Here is a 16,499-nt window from a genome sequence, read left to right as displayed (position 1 = left end):
TCTCTAAAGTTTTGAATATTGTGCCAACAACACACGATTAAACTTCGTTATGCGGAAGCACAAACTCTACATCACTACGATGCCCATTCTTCATCAAAGAAACGGCAATATTCAGTGGCGGCGCACCTTCAAAAATAACTTCATACAATGCAGTGGTAATTGGCATATAGACATCCAACTCCTTTGCACGTGCATTGACTTGTACAATAGTGTTGATCCCTTCAGCAGTTTGCCCCAATTCAGAGGTTGCTTGTTCCAGTGTCTTTCCAGAACCTAAGGCAAAACCAACTTGATAATTTCGGCTCAACGGGCTGTTACAGGTTGCGAAAAGATCACCCACACCAGACAAACCTAAGAATGTTAAAGGATTTGCCCCCAACTTAACTGCAAAGCGACTCATTTCAGCCAAAGCACGGGTTAAAATCATACTCTTGGTATTTTCACCTACTTTATAAGCAGCAGCCATTCCCATTGCAACAGCATAAATATTTTTAAGTGCTCCACCCAGCTCAACACCATGTACATCGTCACTGCCAAACACTCGAAACAATGCACTATGTAGTGATTGTTGTACGGCATAACGTACTAATTCACTATCACTGGCAATCACTGTACCTGCTGGTTGTCCTGCAACAATTTCTTTGGCTAAGTTAGGTCCTGAAAGAACACCATAAGGAACTTCAGGAAGCTCTTCACGAATGATGTCACTCATAAAGCTAAAGGTTTTTGCTTCGATGCCTTTGGTTAATGAAACAACGGCTTGTGCACTAATAAACGGTTTAATTTGACGTAAAACATCACGAAAAGAATGGCTTGGGATTGCCACCAAAATAATATCGCGATCACGCACTGCATCTTCTAAATTTGACTCAGCACGTAAACCCGTCTCCAATTGAAAATCAGGTAAATAGCGTTTATTGACATGAGTCGCATTAATTTCAGCTGCGATACTTTCATCGCGAATCCAAATCATGGTGTCACAACCATTACGTACTGCTGTATTTGCCATTGCTGTACCGAAACTACCACCACCCAGTACAGTCACACGCAACGCTGTTTTCTGACCCAATACAATAGGTTCAACTAAATCTTTAAATTGTAAATCCGACATTTATTGTTATCCTAAAATGCTTGTCCTAATAACCCAATGATTTTTCAATCTGAAAATATCAATAACTTTTTGACTCAAGCTTGCCAAAAATGAACATATTGTGTTGTTTCAATCTCTGCACGTGGGGCAATTGCTTTTGCCGCTGTGCCAACATAAATAATGCCTGAAATTAAATCTCGTTCAGCTAAACCCAGTGCTGATTTTAATAATTTAGATTCAACAACCGCCCCACTCCTCCACATGGTTGCGAAACCTTGTGCCTGCATCGACAATAAAAAGTTTTCAATTGCAGCCCCTGAACTCAGCGTTTGTTCAAAAAAAGGCACTTTAGGGTGATCCTGAAATTTAGTCACGGCAAGCACCAAAATAGGCGCTCTAAAAGGATGAAGTTTTACCCGTTCAACTTGGGCTGGATCTAATTCACCTAAGTCAGCAATAGATTGTGCCAGTAATGCACCAAATGCTTCACGTTGCTCAACATCCACGACAATAAATTGTGTGGGTTTTAAACGATGATGATCGGGTGCTGTTAAAGCGGCTTTAAATGCAATATTCAGTTGTGCGTGTGAAGGTGCAGGTTCAACCAAATGGCCAATCGATTGACGTTGATGAATATTGTCATGTACTGCTTTGAAGTTTAAATCTGACATTGACCTATCTATTATCTGGTTAATTTCACTTGTTTCAAGATTAGCATAATCTAAAATCATTAAGCTATCTCCGACAAAATTTACTTGGCATCTGTCAATATTACATACAACTTATTGTTAGGTTATCAATGAGCATGATTGCTCACAAAAAATACCTTCGATACCCTTTGGCTTCGAAAATAAAGCCAAATCATCAATAAACTTAAAAAAAACTGCAAAATTTATACATGTTTCTCAATATTTAGCCCACATTCTATGCTCAAATTATAACTAATTTAAAAGCAGTATCTTTTTAATTTTTAGTACAGGAATTTGAGAATCAATATGAATAAATTAACAACGATCACTTTACTTGCTAGTTCAGCGTTACTCTTCACTGCGTGTGCATCAAATCCAACACAAACTTTAGCGATTCAAAAAGCAGATAACCAGTATGAAGTCACTGGCTTAGGTAAAGACCAAATTACCGCAAAAAATAATGCCATTACTGCAGCAAACAAGGCTTGCGGTAAAAAAGGTGCACCGGTCTTGGTGGATGAAAAAACTGAATACCATGGCAGTTTAAAAGGTGTGGTCGATGAACAGACTGGAAAAATGATCACTGCAGCAGCCGGTGTATTAGGTTCAGTAATGGGCAAAAACTACGGTATTGAAAAAGATACGGACTATCAAACAACACTGACCTTTAGCTGTAAAGCAAGTTAATCCGTTTAGCCTTCTAAACTAAAAATAGTCATTAAAAAACCCACTTTAAATAAGTGGGTTTTTTAAACACAATTTGATAAAGAAACAAAAAACTTAGCAATAACCATCTAATCGCGTTAAAGGCAATTTTTGCCCAATCGCTTTCTCAATAGTCGGTAAATTAAATGCATCATCTTCAGACAAGAAACTAATACTTACACCCTGTGTACCTGCACGACCTGTACGACCAATACGATGTACATAATCATCTGACTGTTCAGGTAAAGTGAAATTCACCACATGAGATACGCCATCAACATGAATACCACGACCTGCAACATCTGTTGCAATCATAATATTATGTTGACCATTTTTAAATTGATCCAACATTTTCAAACGTTTATCTTGCGCTATTTCACCTGATAGCATCACCACTTTATAACCATCTGCTTTTAAATGATCATAAAGTTTACGCACTTGATCACGGCGATTGGCAAAGATCATCACTTTTTCAATGGGTTCATCTGCCAAAATTTCGCGCAATAAGCGATATTTATCTTTCTTTTCGACCACATATACACGCTGTTCAACATCAGCATTGGTTTTCTTTTCAGGCTCGATTTCTACTGTAACTGGCTCACATAACCATTGTTGGGCAAGATTGAGAACATCATAGCTAAATGTTGCCGAGAACATTAAGGTTTGACGTTGCTCTTTACGTGGCGAAAAACGCACAATCCGTTTAACTGATGGGATAAAGCCCATGTCTAATAAACGGTCAGCTTCATCAATCACTAAAAATTCAATTTGATCTAACCAAACTTCTTTTTGTTCTGTGAAATCAATTAAACGACCAGGGGTTGCCACTAAAATATCAACAAAACCTTGATCCAGTTGTTTTCTTTGCTTATCAAAATCTACGCCGCCAACCAAAGTCACGACATTTAAATTGGTATATTTGACCAAATCTTTTGCATCATTTTCAATTTGAATTGCAAGTTCACGTGTTGGCGCAAGAATCAATGCACGTGGTTCACCACGGAAACGTTGTTCTTTAATTGGGTTTGTGAGCAAATCATTAATAATACTGACTAAAAATGCCGCTGTTTTACCTGTGCCGGTTTGAGCACGACCAATTGCATCATGACCTGCTAAAGTATATTTCAATACTTTTTGCTGAATTGGGGTCATTTCTTTAAACCCTAAAGCATCAATCGCTTGTTTAAGTTGCGGATGTAAATTAAGGGTTTCGAAACCTGATGACATAAATACGAGCTCTAACTGTAGACACTTTTAATTGCGCCCATTATAAACAAAAAACGCCCCAATTTATAAGAAATTGGAGCGCCACTTAAATTTTAAAAATTTAAGATTAGTCTAAAGGCTGAACTTCTTCAGCTTGAAAACCTTTTTGACCTTGCACAACACTGAATTCAACGCGTTGACCGTCACCTTGAATAGCACGGAAATGAACAAATACGTCATCACCGCCTGCGCGTTGGATAAAGCCGAAGCCTTTAGTGTCGTTGAACCATTTAACTACGCCTTGTTCACGAGCTGTCATAAGTTAATCCTCAGTTATTAAGAAAAAGGGACCACCCGGTGTTGCAAACAGCAGAGCAAACAAAGTTTTAAAATATTTTCTAATTTCAAAGCTTGTAATCATTCTGTAAAACTATTAACAAAATCCCGGTTACATCCATCTTGTAATAGGGTTTCAAAACAAGAATTGTTTCTGATAAATCCTAAATACGCAACGAGCTTAACATGGGTTTATGACAATTAATAGAATTTTTTTTGATAATTATTTTCGATATCAAGCGTGTTTTTTAAACAGCTTCACGATTATTTTTTATTTGTTGAAGAATCTTCCAATTTTTGTTGGGGTGTTTCAATAAACTTGGTAAAATATGTGTTCCATAACCCTGTTGTTACCTTGCCAAAAAATGAATGAACCTTTAGGCCAGACAGCGATTGAAATAAATTGTATGGGTAAACCCTGTCCAATGCCTCTATTAATGTTAAAGCGTGAATTAAAAAGAGCATTGCCTCATCAAATATTTCTTTTAATGTCCTCTGATCCGCACAGTGAAATTGATATTACGCGTTATTGCGAGATCAACAAGATTTCTTGCCAATTGACTAAACGATCAGAGCATGAATTTCATTACTTAATTGAATCTTAATTATTTTCAATTCAAATTATTTTTTGCAAATTTGCATATATTTTTACATTTCGATACCCAAATTTCCTTACTTATGTACAATATTCGAATTAAGATGAATGCATTAGCTATACAACGAAATTCCTATAAGGAGAACCCATGAGTGACAGCAGCAATCAGTTGATGCCCCTGTCCTTATCTGCACCAGGTGTTAACTTAGGTGCTTATATCAGCACCGTAAATCAGATTCCAATCTTGACAGCTGAACAAGAAAAAGAGTTAGCTGATCGCTATTTTTACGATCAAGATTTAGATGCTGCGAAAATGTTAGTGATGTCTCACTTACGTTTTGTGGTGCATATTGCGCGCAGCTATGCGGGCTATGGTTTGCCACAAGGTGATTTAATTCAAGAAGGTAATCTCGGTTTAATGAAAGCAGTTAAACGCTTTGACCCCAATATGGGCGTGCGTTTGGTGTCTTTTGCTGTGCACTGGATTAAGGCTGAAATTCATGAATATGTGATTCGCAATTGGCGTATTGTCAAAATTGCGACCACCAAAGCGCAACGTAAATTGTTTTTTAATTTACGTAGCCTAAAAAAATCAAGTAAAAAACTTACACTTGAAGAAGCACAATCAATTGCCAACGACTTAAATGTAACAGCAGAACAAGTCTTGGAAATGGAAGGTCGTTTAACCGCTTATGATGCTGCTTTTGAAGCTCAAGGTGATGACGATGACGAAGGTTCAACTCATGTTGCACCAGCGCTTTATCTCGAAGATAACCGCTATGACCCTGCTCGCTTAGTCGAAGAAGAAGATTACGAAGAACAAAGTACTTCAGCTTTGCATAATGCTATGGAACAGTTGGATGATCGCTCACGCAACATCTTACAGCGCCGTTGGTTAGATGATGATAAATCGACCTTGCATGAACTGGCTGCAGAGTACAATGTCTCTGCTGAGCGTATTCGTCAGTTAGAAAAAAATGCCATGGACAAAATCAAAGTTGCCATGTCATCCAACTAAATCTTCAAAACGGTCTGTATACCAGACCAATAATTTATATTTTCAATAAAAGGGCGACATGCCCTTTTATTTTGCCTGATATTTTTGTCAAATCTTTATTCTTAATAGATTTTGCCTTTAATCCCGCTTCGAAATTGTGTTAATGTTATGCGCAAATTTATGCAGATGACTGGCTTATGTGGATTGCAATTTCAGCACTGAATTTAGCGCTTGCAGTAATCTTAGGTGCATTTGGCGCACATGGTTTAAAAGCTCACGCAACTGAAGCCCAGTTGGCATGGTGGCAAACAGCAACTGATTATTTTTTCTACCACGCACTGGGCCTATTGGCACTGGCTATTCTCAGTAAAGTCATCCCTCAACTTCCAATCAAAGCCAGCTTCTTACTCATCCAAATCGGTATTTTATTTTTCTGCGGTTCGCTTTATGTCATGGCACTGGGTTTACCACGAGGTTTAGGTGCAATTACACCCATTGGTGGAGCACTGATGATTGCAGGTTGGCTGGTCCTTGCATGGAATGCATTGAAATACGCTAAATAAAATTATTTTGATTTTAGACATCACAATTTGCGCAATCGAATGGAATGTATATGCAAATTTTCTTAAATGGTGAGCCTCAAGAAACCGCTTGCCAAAATCTTTTACAACTGGTTCAGGAACTTTCACTCGAAGGTAAACGCTTTGCCGTAGAAATGAATGAAATGATCATTTCCAAAAGTAAACTTGAACTTACCCCTATTGCTGAAAAAGACCGTATTGAAATCATTCACGCTGTCGGTGGCGGCTAATTTGGAGCTCTCCCATGCTAGATTTTCCTACTGAAAACTCCCCTCTTATTATCGGTTCTCGTACTTTTCAATCTCGTCTTCTCGTGGGTACGGGTAAATACAAAGACATGCAAGAAACTGATTTAGCAATTCAAGCCAGTGGCGCTGAAATTGTGACAGTGGCGATTCGCCGAGTAAACATTGGGCAAAATCCAGATCAGCCTAACTTACTGTCAATCCTTCCACCTGAAAAATACACCATCTTACCGAACACAGCGGGTTGTTTTGACGCCAATAGCGCAGTACGTACCTGTATGCTTGCACGTGAACTTTTAGATGGCCATAACCTGGTCAAATTGGAAGTATTAGGTGATGAGAAAACCCTTTATCCAAATGTAACAGCGACACTTGATGCAGCTCGCACATTGATTGAAGATGGCTTTGAAGTAATGGTGTATACATCGGATGACCCTATTGTGGCTCAAGAACTTGAAAGCATGGGTTGTGTTGCGATCATGCCTTTAGGTAGCTTAATTGGTTCTGGCCTAGGCATTTTAAATCCGCATACTATTTCAATTATTAAAGAAAATGCCAAAGTGCCAGTTTTGGTTGATGCTGGTGTAGGTACTGCAAGCGATGCCGCAATCGCAATGGAATTAGGTTGCGATGGCGTATTGATGAATACCGCGATTGCCGCTGCACATCATCCAATTTTAATGGCATCAGCAATGAAAAAAGCGGTTGAAGCTGGACGTGAAGCCTATTTGGCGGGTCGTATGCCACGTAAACGAATGGCAAATGCGAGTTCACCAGAAACAGGTTATTTCTTTAAATAATCGTTTGAATTGCCTAAAAGGATTTCTTGAAGTCCTTTTAGGCTTAAAATATCTTGATAAATTCATTGAGAAAGGTCATGAATAAAATAATAAATACCGCCCTGCTCCTGAGCGTTTATTCATCGCTAAGCTTTGCAAGTCAGCCTTCTACCTCATTACAAAAATTTGTCCCAAACAATTGGGAAATTCTTGCTCAAGCAGAAGGTGACTTGAATCAAGATGGTAAAAAGGATATTGCCCTCATCATCCAACCTAAAAATGAAAGTCAGCACAATCGAAAGCTTTTAGTGCTTTTTCAAAAAGGCCAACAATTACAACTTAAGCTAAGTCGACAAATCCCTAACTGGACCTATCGTTCAGAAGAACTCTGTATCGAAGATGCTCTAGATGACTCCTCATTGACGATCGAAAATCAACGCTTAGATGTGTTATTCAATACCATGTCATCCTGTAGCAATACGTATGGCTTGATGTATACCTATGGGTTTAAACTAAAAAACAATCAATTCCACCTGATTGGATTTGATGCTTATGATTTAGATAAAATTAGTGGCAAACAAAAAGAAACTAGCCTTAACTTTCTAAGCAACAAAGCCAAAGTGACCACAACGCCAAATATCTTTGCAGAAGTTGAAACGCCAGCCAAAATTGTTTGGAAAACGCTGAAAACATCGACAAGCTATACCTTGGAGAATATTCCTTGGGATAACGAACAATTTATTCATAACTTTAGCGTTCAATTTATTGGAGAAAAATAATGAAAAACAAAACTGAATTACTTTTATTTTGTGCATTAACCACATGCTCAGCTTTGGTTTGGGCAGACACCAGCACCAAAGCTGACTATCAATCATTTATCCCTAAAAACTGGAAAGTGTTGAGTAAAGTACAAGGTGATTTAAATGGTGATAAGCAAACAGATCTTGCCTTAATTATTGAAAATACAGATCCAAAAAATATTGTGACAAATGATGGATTAGGTAATCCCCAGCTGAATTTAAACAATCGAAAGTTATTAATTTTATTTAAAGCCCCTCAAGGCTTTCGTCTTGTTGCAAGTAATTACTCGCTTCCTACTGAGGGAGATAAAGAATCACCTTGTCTTGCTGACCCTCTAGGTGAAGGCGATCCACTCACCATCAAAAATGGATTAGTTAAAATTAATTTACATTATTGGCTCAGTTGTGGTTCATGGTCTGTCTATAACAATGCTTTTACTTTCCGTTATCAAAACCAGTCTTTTAAGCTGATTGGTTACGATACAGATTACTTCCATCGTGCATCTGGTGAAACCAGTGCGAAAAGTATCAATTTTCTAACAGGTAAAATTAAAAACACTACAGGTGGTGGTGAGTTTGAAAATCAGGATCAAGCTAAGCAAGTTTCTTGGTCCAAATTAAAGAACAGTTATTCACTTAAACTTGAGCAGATCAATTTTAAAGACTACGGCGAGTTTGAATAAAATGCGTTTCGTATCTACCAACAATTCATAAATATGCCATATTATTCTGAGAATAAAGGTGTCGAAGAGGACTCGATATTTGCCATAAAAAATTAGCTAAGACAAGGTAATCAAAAGTGATAGTTTGGGGACATGCCTAAAAATAGGCATAAATTTACAATTCAGTGAATTGGAAGAAAACCATGAAGAATAACAATCTATTACTTCTATTTTTTACATTAACAGTCTGCTCAAGCTTAGTGTGGGCAGAAACCAATACTGAAGCTGATGTTCAAGCTTTCATTCCTAAAGATTGGAAAATACTTAGCAAAGTTCAAGGTGACTTAAATGGTGATCAACAGGCCGATATGGTGCTGATTATTGAAAATACGGATCCCGTAAATATTGTTAAAAATAAATTCAATCATAAAAAGCCAGCAAATCTTCTACTTAACCAAAATGAGCGAAAATTATTAGTTCTATTTAAAGACGCTCAAACTTATCGCCTTATCACCAGTAATTCTTCACTCCCTAGAGAAAGCAACAATGAACGCCCTTGCCTTATCGATCCATTGATTGTAGACAATTCACCAATCATCCAGAATGGACAACTTAAGATCACATTAAATTACTCGTTTCGTTGTAATTCATGGGAGGTCTTTAATAATATTTATACTTTCCGCTATCAAAACCCATCATTCGATCTGATCGGCTATGATTTACATTATTTCGATATACCATCAGGTGACAGTCGAACTGAAAGTACTAATTTTTTAACAAGGAAAATCAAAAATGTCACCAGTACGCAAGAACTTGATCGCAAAAATACACCAAAGATATTCTGGTCAAAATTAAAGAAAGCACCTTTGCCCAAACTTGAGCAAATCAACTTTGAGCGTTATGTTCAATGATGGATGTCTTTTATAAATTATTTTTTAAAAACAATAATTCAACATAAAAGAATCCCTCACCCTAGCCTTCTCCCAAAGCGAGAAAGAAGCTTATAACAATAAATTAGCTTTAAAATCCATGTTCTAAAATACGGATTTTAACATCAGCAACATGCTCTTTTACTTCAAGTTGATGCGCTTGCATATGCTCAGTTTGCAAGTGGGCATTGAGATGTTCAATACTTTCCCATTTTTCAAGCATCACGATCAAATCAGAATCCTTGCTTTGATAACTCACATCAACACCAGCATCAACCAATAGCTGATAACCATGACAGCCTTGCTCTTGTAATACTGTCGGGGTAATTTTCTTAAATGCTTGGATAATTTTATCTTTGTGTAATGCATTTGGATATGCACGGATTTCAGCCACAATAGTCAACATTTTAGACTCCTTAAATTTTTTAAACGAGATATTCAAAATTCCAATTTGCTTAAGCAAAAAGCTGCTGTAAATGTTGGCGATATGCCTGTTCATATTGCGCAATTTGTGGTGCTTTAATCACATCATTGACAATAAACGTTTCTAAACTTTGCATTCCTAAAAATTGATTGGCTTTATGAAAAGGTAAATACACACCATCTACACCAACACCATGGAAAAATTGCTCAGGATCATCAAACGCTTGTAAGGGTGCATTCCAAGTTAACGACAACATATACTTTTTCCCCTGAATCAAACCACCTGAGCCATATTTTTTGGCAGCATCAGAACGGCTACGACCATCGTTGGCATATAAACTGCCATGACCAGTGGTAAAAACATCATCAATATATTTTTTCATGGTCCACGGCGCACCCATCCACCAACCTGGCATTTGATAGATCACAACATCCGCCCAGAGATATTTCTCTACTTCTTCTTGAGCATCGTAATTTGCATCGGTACGTGTCACTTTTACACTGTGTCCCAAATCGCTAAGCACGTCTTCACCCAAAGCAGTTAGGGTATCGTTTAATTCACCATTTGAATGTGCAAACTGTTTCGCACCATTTACGATTAAGATATTACTCATTGTTTACCTATGTTTTACCAATACGCTTGATTTATGGCGCAACTATAGAGCTTATTTTTATCGCAAAAAACGCAAAAATAAGCAAAACATTATTGACTAAAAATCAACAATAAATATCTTTCCCTCTTTCTGCCCATTTCACATTAATCAATTCAATAAAAAAGCACCCGTAGGTGCTTTTGTATATCGATTCAAGCATACTTAAGGAATTAAACCTTCATCACGCATTGCAATCTGTACAGATTGACGTTCAGCGACTTTATTGCGTAATGCCACAATATTGGTAAATGGGGTTAGATCATGATGAATTGAATTCGACCAATTTGTCAGTACAAACAAGTACGCATCAGCAGGACCAAAGCGGTCATTGACCAAATAATCGTATTCAGACTCTGCAAGATAGTCATCTATATATTTCAACATTTTATCTATGGTTGCATAGCCACGTACTTTTTCATCTTCAGTGATCGCTGGGTCAAAGAAGACGGCGTATTCATCATGCAACTCTGAGTTTAAATAACCCAACCATTCTAAAACTTTAGCACGTCCCAAACCTGATGGTGGGATCAAATCCTGTTTAGGATCGTGTTGTGCAATAAAAGGCAGTACTGCAACATTTTCAGTTAAAAGTAAACCCGGATTGATTTCTAATGCGGGTACATAGCCTTTTGGATTGATTTCGTAATAATCTGCGCCCTTTTCTGTTTTATGCGTTTTTAAATCAACACGTTCTAGATCAAAATCAACATTAATTTCGTTGAGTAAAATATGGGCAGCTAAAGAACATGCACCTGGTGAATAATATAATTTCATATCTAATCCTTGTTATATGACTGTTTAAGTTGTAAATGGCTCAGATCACAATTTCAAGTCGTAAAACATAAAATTGCAAAAAGCATAAATTTATAAAATCAGCTATAACTTGAATATTCAACAAAATGAAGACTTTTTCAAGTCAAAGTTAACTGCTTTTTCACTAAGAGATGTTTTAACATACGCATCTTTAAAGAATGATGAAAGGTTTATAGTGATTAGTCTAAAAAAAGCGGAATGGTTTTCCAATATTCGTACAGATGTACTTGCTGGAATGGTCGTAGGCTTGGCACTTATTCCTGAATCAATCGCTTTTTCTGCAATTGCAGGCGTAGATCCACAAGTCGGCCTGTATGCATCATTTTGTATTGCAGTGAGCATTGCTTTCTTTGGTGGACGTACCGCAATGATTTCCGCAGCCACGGGCGCAATGGCGTTGCTGATGGTTACTCTCGTCAAAGATCATGGTTTACAGTATTTATTTGCCACCACAATTTTGACTGGAATTCTTCAGATTCTTGCTGGCTATTTTAAAGTTGCAAAACTGATGCGCTTTGTTTCACAGTCTGTCGTCTATGGTTTTGTCAATGCATTGGCTATTCTTATCTTTGTGGCACAGATTCCTGAATTACAACGTATGGATCTGATGGCTTATCTATTTGTCGCCTTTGGCTTAGGGGTGGTTTATCTTTTCCCCTATATTCCCAAAATTGGTCAACTCATTCCCTCACCTTTGGTATGCATTATTGTACTGAGTTTAGCTACCTTATTTTTGGGTGCAGATATGCGTACAGTCAGTGATTTAGGAAAATTTCCAGACACTTTACCGCTGTTTTTAATTCCAGACATTCCACTTAACTTGGATACCTTAAAAATTATTTTTCCTTATGCCATCACTTTGGCAACCGTAGGTTTACTCGAAACCATGATGACCACCACGATTGTTAATGAAGTGACGCAAACAGAAGGCAATCGTCATAAAGAATGTCGTGGTCAAGGCATCGCCAATATGGTCAGTGGGTTTATGGGGGGTATGGCAGGTTGTGCCATGATTGGGCAATCAATTATCAATGTGTCTTCTGGTGCACGAACTCGCTTATCGACCTTGGTTGCTGGTGTTTTTTTACTGTGTTTAGTGGTCTTTTTAAAAGAATGGCTGTCTTATATTCCAATGGCTGCACTGGTGGCAATTATGATTATGGTGGCTTTTACTACATTCAACTGGGACTCAGTCAAAAACTTTTCAAAACATCCCAAACAAAGCAATAGCGTGATGCTTGCGGTGGTGGTCATTGTACTGATGACGCATAACTTAGCTTTAGGCGTGTTGATTGGTGTACTTTTATCTGCACTTTTCTTGGTCAATAAATTAGAAAATGCAGTACGTGTCCAATCTCATCTTTTGAACAGCACGACCCGAAAATATGAAATTTATGGGCAAATTTTCTTTAGCAGTTCAGAAAAATTCTTTCAGTTTTTTGATTTTAATAAATCTGTTGATCATGTCATTATCGATTTAACCCATGCCCATATTTGGGATATTACCTCTGTCAGTATGCTCAATCAGGTACAAAACAAGTTTCTGCAAAATAACATTCAGGTTGAAATTATAGGGATGAATGAAGCAAGTCGTAGCTTAGTTGATCAATATAGTGCGGTAAAATAAACAGCATTATTTTTCTTAAGGCAGTGATGATCAGCATTTAATACAGGTAAAGAGCAATAGCCAAAATGGTAATCGCAATACATTGTATCACTGCCAAATTTCTAAGGAATTTAATCATCGTAAGCTACATCCATTATAAAAATAATCCATTATTCAGCGAATATAACCGATATTTTGCTGTTAAATTGTGATTTTTATCTACTAAAATTTGAATATTTACTTAACTTGTCTCAATAACCTTATCTTAAAAAGTTAACTTGGTCTCAATAAATTGACTTTAGGCATTATTTGATACTCAGTAAGTGCGTTAAAACTCGATTGTAATAAACTGAATATTCATTCCTAATCACTTTGGGTCTGTTGACAATTCGTCTATGTTTGCGACTACGTGTGTTTTTTAGGTGATACTAGGCGCGAAATATGAAATTTAGTCATTCTAAATGATGAGAAACATCGTTTCGCAAGGTAACAACGTAGCGGCAAAAACACTCTAGTCCCCGCTGCGCCTTGCGCTGCAAACAAAGCTGTGCTTTGTTCTTGCTCAGGGTTGTGGTTAAAATTATCTCAGCCTTCGTTATGAAACTTGAAAATAGTCTCGCTATTCTCTTCGTTTCACGCCTTGCCTGCTCAATTTTAACCTACAACGCAAGCCATTTATGAAATATCAACAGACCCTTATTAAATACTAAAAATACCTATTATCAGGTATAGATAAAGCCATCAATATCTGAAAAACTAAGTCCAATAGACATGGGCGAGTTTTTTACATCATGAACAATGAGTTAAGTTTACCTGTTCCAGTCATCATCGTAGAAGATGAGCCGCTTATACAAAAAAGACTGACTGACATATTAATTAATCTAGGATACTCAATTTCAGATTTACGTTTTGCCCAAAGTTTAGCTCAAGCCAAAGAACAACTCAGTATACACTCAGCCTCTTTTGCATTGGTTGATTTAGGCTTGCCTGATGGAAATGGAATTGAGTTTATTGAAATTTTAAAAAACTATGATCCAACCATCATGATTTTAGTGATCTCTGCATGGAGCACTGAGGATGCGATCCTCAATGCATTAAGTGCTGGTGCAACAGGCTATGTGCTCAAAGAAAGAGATGACTTAGAAGTTTCTCTTTCGATCAAAAGTGTCTTACGCGGTGGAGCGCCGATTGATCCATTTATTGCCCAAAAAATTTTAAAACAACTACATTTTAATGAAAAAAATAATTCAAATAAAACTGCACCCTGCCAGAGAGTCACTGATCAGGACAGTGTATTATCCAAAAGAGAATTGGGAATTTTAGAACTGGTTTCTCAAGGCTTAAGCAATAAGGAAATTGCAGATCAACTCAATTTATCCCGTTATACCGTTGAATCTCATATTAAACATATTTATCGGAAACTTGCGGTATGCAACAGAGCCAAAGCCATCGATACAGCACGCAACTTAGGATTACTCGACTAATTCTAAAATTAATCGGGTTGTTCGGTCTTATGCTAAGTTTGACCCAGCATTTTGCTTTTGCTGGTGCTGCCTTAACAGCTCAGTCCAATACAACAGATGCAGCCTGTCATTTTCAAATCCAAAGCATACAAGTTGCTCAAGCGCTTGCAAATCTTGAACAGGTTCCCCAACAGGGATGGAAAACAGTCACCTTGCCAGATGACTGGGAAACGCGCTGGAAAAACTACACAGGCACTGCTTGGTATAAAATCAAATGGCAATATCAGTGTGATCAGGAAAATCAACCTGTCGCCTTACTGATTGAACGAATCAATATTGCAGGAGCTGTCTATAGCAATAATGAACTGTTATGGAAAGACAAATCCTTAGTAGAGCCATTGTCTAGAAGTTGGAATATGCCAAGGTATTGGGTGCTTCCGGCTACATCTATTCAAAACCAACAAAATGAAATTTTAGTCCGTGTTGTAGGGGTTGCATCACAACATTCAGGTCTAGGAAAAATTAAATTTGGTCAGGCCGAAGATATCGCCATTCAACAAGATCAGTTGGTTTTTGAACGGCGAACTTTATTTTTTATCAATATTATTATTACCTTTGTGGTGGGAACTACAGGTTTTACCATTTGGCTATTTCGACGCCAAGAAAAAGCCTTTGGGTGGTTTGGTTTAACTTCATTTTTATGGGTATTGTTTGCCTATAATATTATTTCGACCATTCCTATTCCTTTTACCGACAGTATCTTAACAGCACGTCTAAATCTGGTGTTTTTAGTTGGATATACCTACTGCCTCTGTTTATTTGCTTGGCGTTTTGCCAATCGTCATTATCCGTATTTAGAACGTTTACTTTTATTGACCTCTACAATCGCAATTGCGGCATTGCTGTTGACACCGATCAATTATCTAGATCGTAGCTTATCCTCTGTCTTTTTCTATTCTGGCATGGTATTTATTTTTAACTGCTTGTTTTTCCAGTGGATTGCTTTTAAACGTAGAAAGATGGACATTCTCCTGCTTGCATTTATTTTCCTCATCTATTTACTTATTATTGTTCATGATTTTTATAGCATGATCCATCATCTGGATCAGACGCTCTATTGGACGCCATTGGCCGCACCAATTACCAGCTTAGCGATTTCGTTTATCTTGGCTTATCGTATTTCGCAGAATGTTGGACGTATTGAAAAATTTAATCAGACGCTTGAAGAAACTATTGAAAAAGTCACGTTTGACTTAGAACAATCTTTAGATAAAAAGTACCAACTCGAAATTGATAATATGCGGTTGCAAGAGCGTCTAAATCTGTCTCATGAATTACATGATGGACTGGGTGGTTCAATTGTTCGCTCGATGATTATACTGGATCACAGTGAACATATTGAAAAACAGCAAGTGATCTCTATGTTTAAACTGTTAAGAAATGACTTACGCCAAGTGATTGACTCAGGAAGCAGTGCTGGGGCAAAAATACCAGAAAGCCCAGTGATGTGGGTTGCGCCATTGCGTCATCGTTTTATACAAATTTTCGAAGAAATGGAAATTGAATCGACTTGGATTTTTGCAGAAAAATGGAAACATAAACCGCTTGCATTGATTTGTTTAACCTTTTCTCGTGTCGCAGAAGAAGCCTTAACCAATATTGTAAAACATAGCCATGCAACTGATGTCGAAGTTTCGTTGGTTGAAGATGAACGACAACAACTCGTTTTAACCATTCAAGACAATGGCATTGGCTTTGAAGTTGATCAGGTTCAAGCTGGTTTGCATGTGGGTTTGCAGAGTATGCAAGTGCGAGTAAAAAGAATTGGAGGTAGTTTTGAAATCCATTCTCAGCAGGGTTTTACCGTGATCCGAGCCATAGTACCATTGAAAGATAAAACTGAATGAATTAGATGAATGAAATAGAA

The 16,499-nt window shown here is 37.5% G+C and carries 19 protein-coding genes; 12 read left to right on the top strand and 7 right to left on the bottom strand.

The features are described 5' to 3' along the window. Positions 1-37: 37 nt before the first annotated feature. Both F981_RS05650 and F981_RS05645 read right to left on the bottom strand, forming a co-directional pair. Positions 38-1,111, bottom strand: a complete 1,074-nt coding sequence (locus F981_RS05650) for an NAD(P)H-dependent glycerol-3-phosphate dehydrogenase (RefSeq protein WP_004719434.1) — start codon at positions 1,109-1,111, stop codon at positions 38-40. Between the two features lie 74 nt (positions 1,112-1,185). After that, positions 1,186-1,761: a nitroreductase family protein gene (locus F981_RS05645; RefSeq protein WP_035371016.1), complete on the bottom strand. Its 576-nt coding sequence runs from the start codon at positions 1,759-1,761 to the stop codon at positions 1,186-1,188. Positions 1,762-2,085: 324 nt separating this feature from the next. On the opposite strand from F981_RS05645, the gene F981_RS05640 reads away from it, so the two are divergent. Next, entirely contained in the window at positions 2,086-2,466 is a 381-nt protein-coding gene (locus F981_RS05640; RefSeq protein WP_004719430.1) for a hypothetical protein, read from the top strand. A gap of 93 nt (positions 2,467-2,559) precedes the next feature. On the opposite strand, the gene rhlB is transcribed toward F981_RS05640, so the two are convergent. Further along, complete coding sequence (rhlB, locus tag F981_RS05635; RefSeq protein WP_004719428.1) at positions 2,560-3,711, bottom strand: ATP-dependent RNA helicase RhlB; 1,152 nt, start codon at positions 3,709-3,711, stop codon at positions 2,560-2,562. A 106-nt stretch (positions 3,712-3,817) separates the two neighbouring features. Then, positions 3,818-4,009: a cold-shock protein gene (locus tag F981_RS05630; protein WP_004719427.1), complete on the bottom strand. Its 192-nt coding sequence runs from the start codon at positions 4,007-4,009 to the stop codon at positions 3,818-3,820. 382 nt (positions 4,010-4,391) lie between these two features. Here F981_RS05630 and F981_RS23215 point away from each other — a divergent pair, with 382 nt between their 5' ends. From F981_RS23215 to F981_RS05595, 8 genes are all read left to right on the top strand, one after another. Continuing rightward, positions 4,392-4,631: a sulfurtransferase TusA family protein gene (locus F981_RS23215; protein ID WP_004822372.1), complete on the top strand. Its 240-nt coding sequence runs from the start codon at positions 4,392-4,394 to the stop codon at positions 4,629-4,631. Positions 4,632-4,769: 138 nt separating this feature from the next. Continuing rightward, positions 4,770-5,639: an RNA polymerase sigma factor RpoH gene (rpoH, locus tag F981_RS05625; protein WP_004719424.1), complete on the top strand. Its 870-nt coding sequence runs from the start codon at positions 4,770-4,772 to the stop codon at positions 5,637-5,639. 176 nt (positions 5,640-5,815) lie between these two features. Beyond that, complete coding sequence (locus tag F981_RS05620) at positions 5,816-6,181, top strand: DUF423 domain-containing protein (RefSeq protein WP_004719421.1); 366 nt, start codon at positions 5,816-5,818, stop codon at positions 6,179-6,181. A 50-nt stretch (positions 6,182-6,231) separates the two neighbouring features. Next, on the top strand, positions 6,232-6,429 hold the full coding sequence (gene thiS, locus F981_RS05615; protein ID WP_004719420.1) for a sulfur carrier protein ThiS: 198 nt from the start codon (positions 6,232-6,234) through the stop codon (positions 6,427-6,429). Positions 6,430-6,443: 14 nt separating this feature from the next. Beyond that, on the top strand, positions 6,444-7,244 hold the full coding sequence (locus F981_RS05610; protein ID WP_004719418.1) for a thiazole synthase: 801 nt from the start codon (positions 6,444-6,446) through the stop codon (positions 7,242-7,244). A gap of 77 nt (positions 7,245-7,321) precedes the next feature. Continuing rightward, positions 7,322-8,002, top strand: a complete 681-nt coding sequence (locus F981_RS05605; RefSeq protein WP_004719417.1) for a hypothetical protein — start codon at positions 7,322-7,324, stop codon at positions 8,000-8,002. After that, entirely contained in the window at positions 8,002-8,706 is a 705-nt protein-coding gene (locus tag F981_RS05600; RefSeq protein WP_004719414.1) for a hypothetical protein, read from the top strand. The genes F981_RS05605 and F981_RS05600 overlap by 1 nt, the downstream gene beginning before the upstream one ends. 182 nt (positions 8,707-8,888) lie before the next feature. Next, the gene (locus tag F981_RS05595) at positions 8,889-9,596 is read left to right on the top strand and encodes a hypothetical protein (RefSeq protein ID WP_004719411.1); all 708 of its coding nucleotides are present in this window, start codon (positions 8,889-8,891) and stop codon (positions 9,594-9,596) included. A 109-nt stretch (positions 9,597-9,705) separates the two neighbouring features. Here the strand turns inward: F981_RS05595 and F981_RS05590 are convergent, their stop codons facing one another. The 3 genes from F981_RS05590 to F981_RS05580 form a co-directional block, all read right to left on the bottom strand. Next, the gene (locus F981_RS05590; RefSeq protein WP_004719410.1) at positions 9,706-10,020 is read right to left on the bottom strand and encodes a putative quinol monooxygenase; all 315 of its coding nucleotides are present in this window, start codon (positions 10,018-10,020) and stop codon (positions 9,706-9,708) included. A 49-nt stretch (positions 10,021-10,069) separates the two neighbouring features. Next, the gene (locus tag F981_RS05585; protein WP_004719408.1) at positions 10,070-10,651 is read right to left on the bottom strand and encodes an NAD(P)H-dependent oxidoreductase; all 582 of its coding nucleotides are present in this window, start codon (positions 10,649-10,651) and stop codon (positions 10,070-10,072) included. 201 nt (positions 10,652-10,852) lie between these two features. Then, positions 10,853-11,464 (bottom strand): glutathione binding-like protein, encoded by a 612-nt coding sequence (locus F981_RS05580; RefSeq protein ID WP_004719407.1) that lies wholly within the window; start codon positions 11,462-11,464, stop codon positions 10,853-10,855. Positions 11,465-11,678: 214 nt separating this feature from the next. On the opposite strand from F981_RS05580, the gene F981_RS05575 reads away from it, so the two are divergent. From F981_RS05575 to F981_RS05565, 3 genes are all read left to right on the top strand, one after another. After that, positions 11,679-13,130 (top strand): SulP family inorganic anion transporter, encoded by a 1,452-nt coding sequence (locus F981_RS05575; RefSeq protein WP_004719405.1) that lies wholly within the window; start codon positions 11,679-11,681, stop codon positions 13,128-13,130. A 770-nt stretch (positions 13,131-13,900) separates the two neighbouring features. Then, complete coding sequence (locus F981_RS05570) at positions 13,901-14,593, top strand: LuxR C-terminal-related transcriptional regulator (RefSeq protein ID WP_004719404.1); 693 nt, start codon at positions 13,901-13,903, stop codon at positions 14,591-14,593. After that, positions 14,539-16,479, top strand: coding sequence for a sensor histidine kinase (locus F981_RS05565; RefSeq protein ID WP_004719401.1), 1,941 nt, complete (start codon positions 14,539-14,541; stop codon positions 16,477-16,479). The genes F981_RS05570 and F981_RS05565 overlap by 55 nt, the downstream gene beginning before the upstream one ends. Positions 16,480-16,499: the final 20 nt, after the last annotated feature.

Source organism: Acinetobacter guillouiae CIP 63.46 (assembly GCF_000368145.1).
GTDB classification, from domain to species: domain Bacteria; phylum Pseudomonadota; class Gammaproteobacteria; order Pseudomonadales; family Moraxellaceae; genus Acinetobacter; species Acinetobacter guillouiae.
The sequence above is the reverse complement of the archived record's forward strand: the minus strand, read 5'-3'. Positions and strand labels throughout refer to the sequence as shown.

Coding starts and splice junctions, on each gene's coding strand:
- thiS (WP_004719420.1), top strand. CDS start 6,232: ATGCAAATTTTCTTAAATGGTGAGCCTCAAGAAACCGCTTGCCAAAAT.
- F981_RS23215 (WP_004822372.1), top strand. CDS start 4,392: ATGAATGAACCTTTAGGCCAGACAGCGATTGAAATAAATTGTATGGGT.
- F981_RS05620 (WP_004719421.1), top strand. CDS start 5,816: ATGTGGATTGCAATTTCAGCACTGAATTTAGCGCTTGCAGTAATCTTA.
- F981_RS05565 (WP_004719401.1), top strand. CDS start 14,539: ATGCAACAGAGCCAAAGCCATCGATACAGCACGCAACTTAGGATTACT.
- F981_RS05570 (WP_004719404.1), top strand. CDS start 13,901: ATGAACAATGAGTTAAGTTTACCTGTTCCAGTCATCATCGTAGAAGAT.
- F981_RS05580 (WP_004719407.1), bottom strand. CDS start 11,464: ATGAAATTATATTATTCACCAGGTGCATGTTCTTTAGCTGCCCATATT.
- F981_RS05610 (WP_004719418.1), top strand. CDS start 6,444: ATGCTAGATTTTCCTACTGAAAACTCCCCTCTTATTATCGGTTCTCGT.
- F981_RS05650 (WP_004719434.1), bottom strand. CDS start 1,111: ATGTCGGATTTACAATTTAAAGATTTAGTTGAACCTATTGTATTGGGT.
- rpoH (WP_004719424.1), top strand. CDS start 4,770: ATGAGTGACAGCAGCAATCAGTTGATGCCCCTGTCCTTATCTGCACCA.
- F981_RS05640 (WP_004719430.1), top strand. CDS start 2,086: ATGAATAAATTAACAACGATCACTTTACTTGCTAGTTCAGCGTTACTC.
- F981_RS05600 (WP_004719414.1), top strand. CDS start 8,002: ATGAAAAACAAAACTGAATTACTTTTATTTTGTGCATTAACCACATGC.
- rhlB (WP_004719428.1), bottom strand. CDS start 3,711: ATGTCATCAGGTTTCGAAACCCTTAATTTACATCCGCAACTTAAACAA.
- F981_RS05595 (WP_004719411.1), top strand. CDS start 8,889: ATGAAGAATAACAATCTATTACTTCTATTTTTTACATTAACAGTCTGC.
- F981_RS05590 (WP_004719410.1), bottom strand. CDS start 10,020: ATGTTGACTATTGTGGCTGAAATCCGTGCATATCCAAATGCATTACAC.
- F981_RS05585 (WP_004719408.1), bottom strand. CDS start 10,651: ATGAGTAATATCTTAATCGTAAATGGTGCGAAACAGTTTGCACATTCA.
- F981_RS05630 (WP_004719427.1), bottom strand. CDS start 4,009: ATGACAGCTCGTGAACAAGGCGTAGTTAAATGGTTCAACGACACTAAA.
- F981_RS05645 (WP_035371016.1), bottom strand. CDS start 1,761: ATGTCAGATTTAAACTTCAAAGCAGTACATGACAATATTCATCAACGT.
- F981_RS05605 (WP_004719417.1), top strand. CDS start 7,322: ATGAATAAAATAATAAATACCGCCCTGCTCCTGAGCGTTTATTCATCG.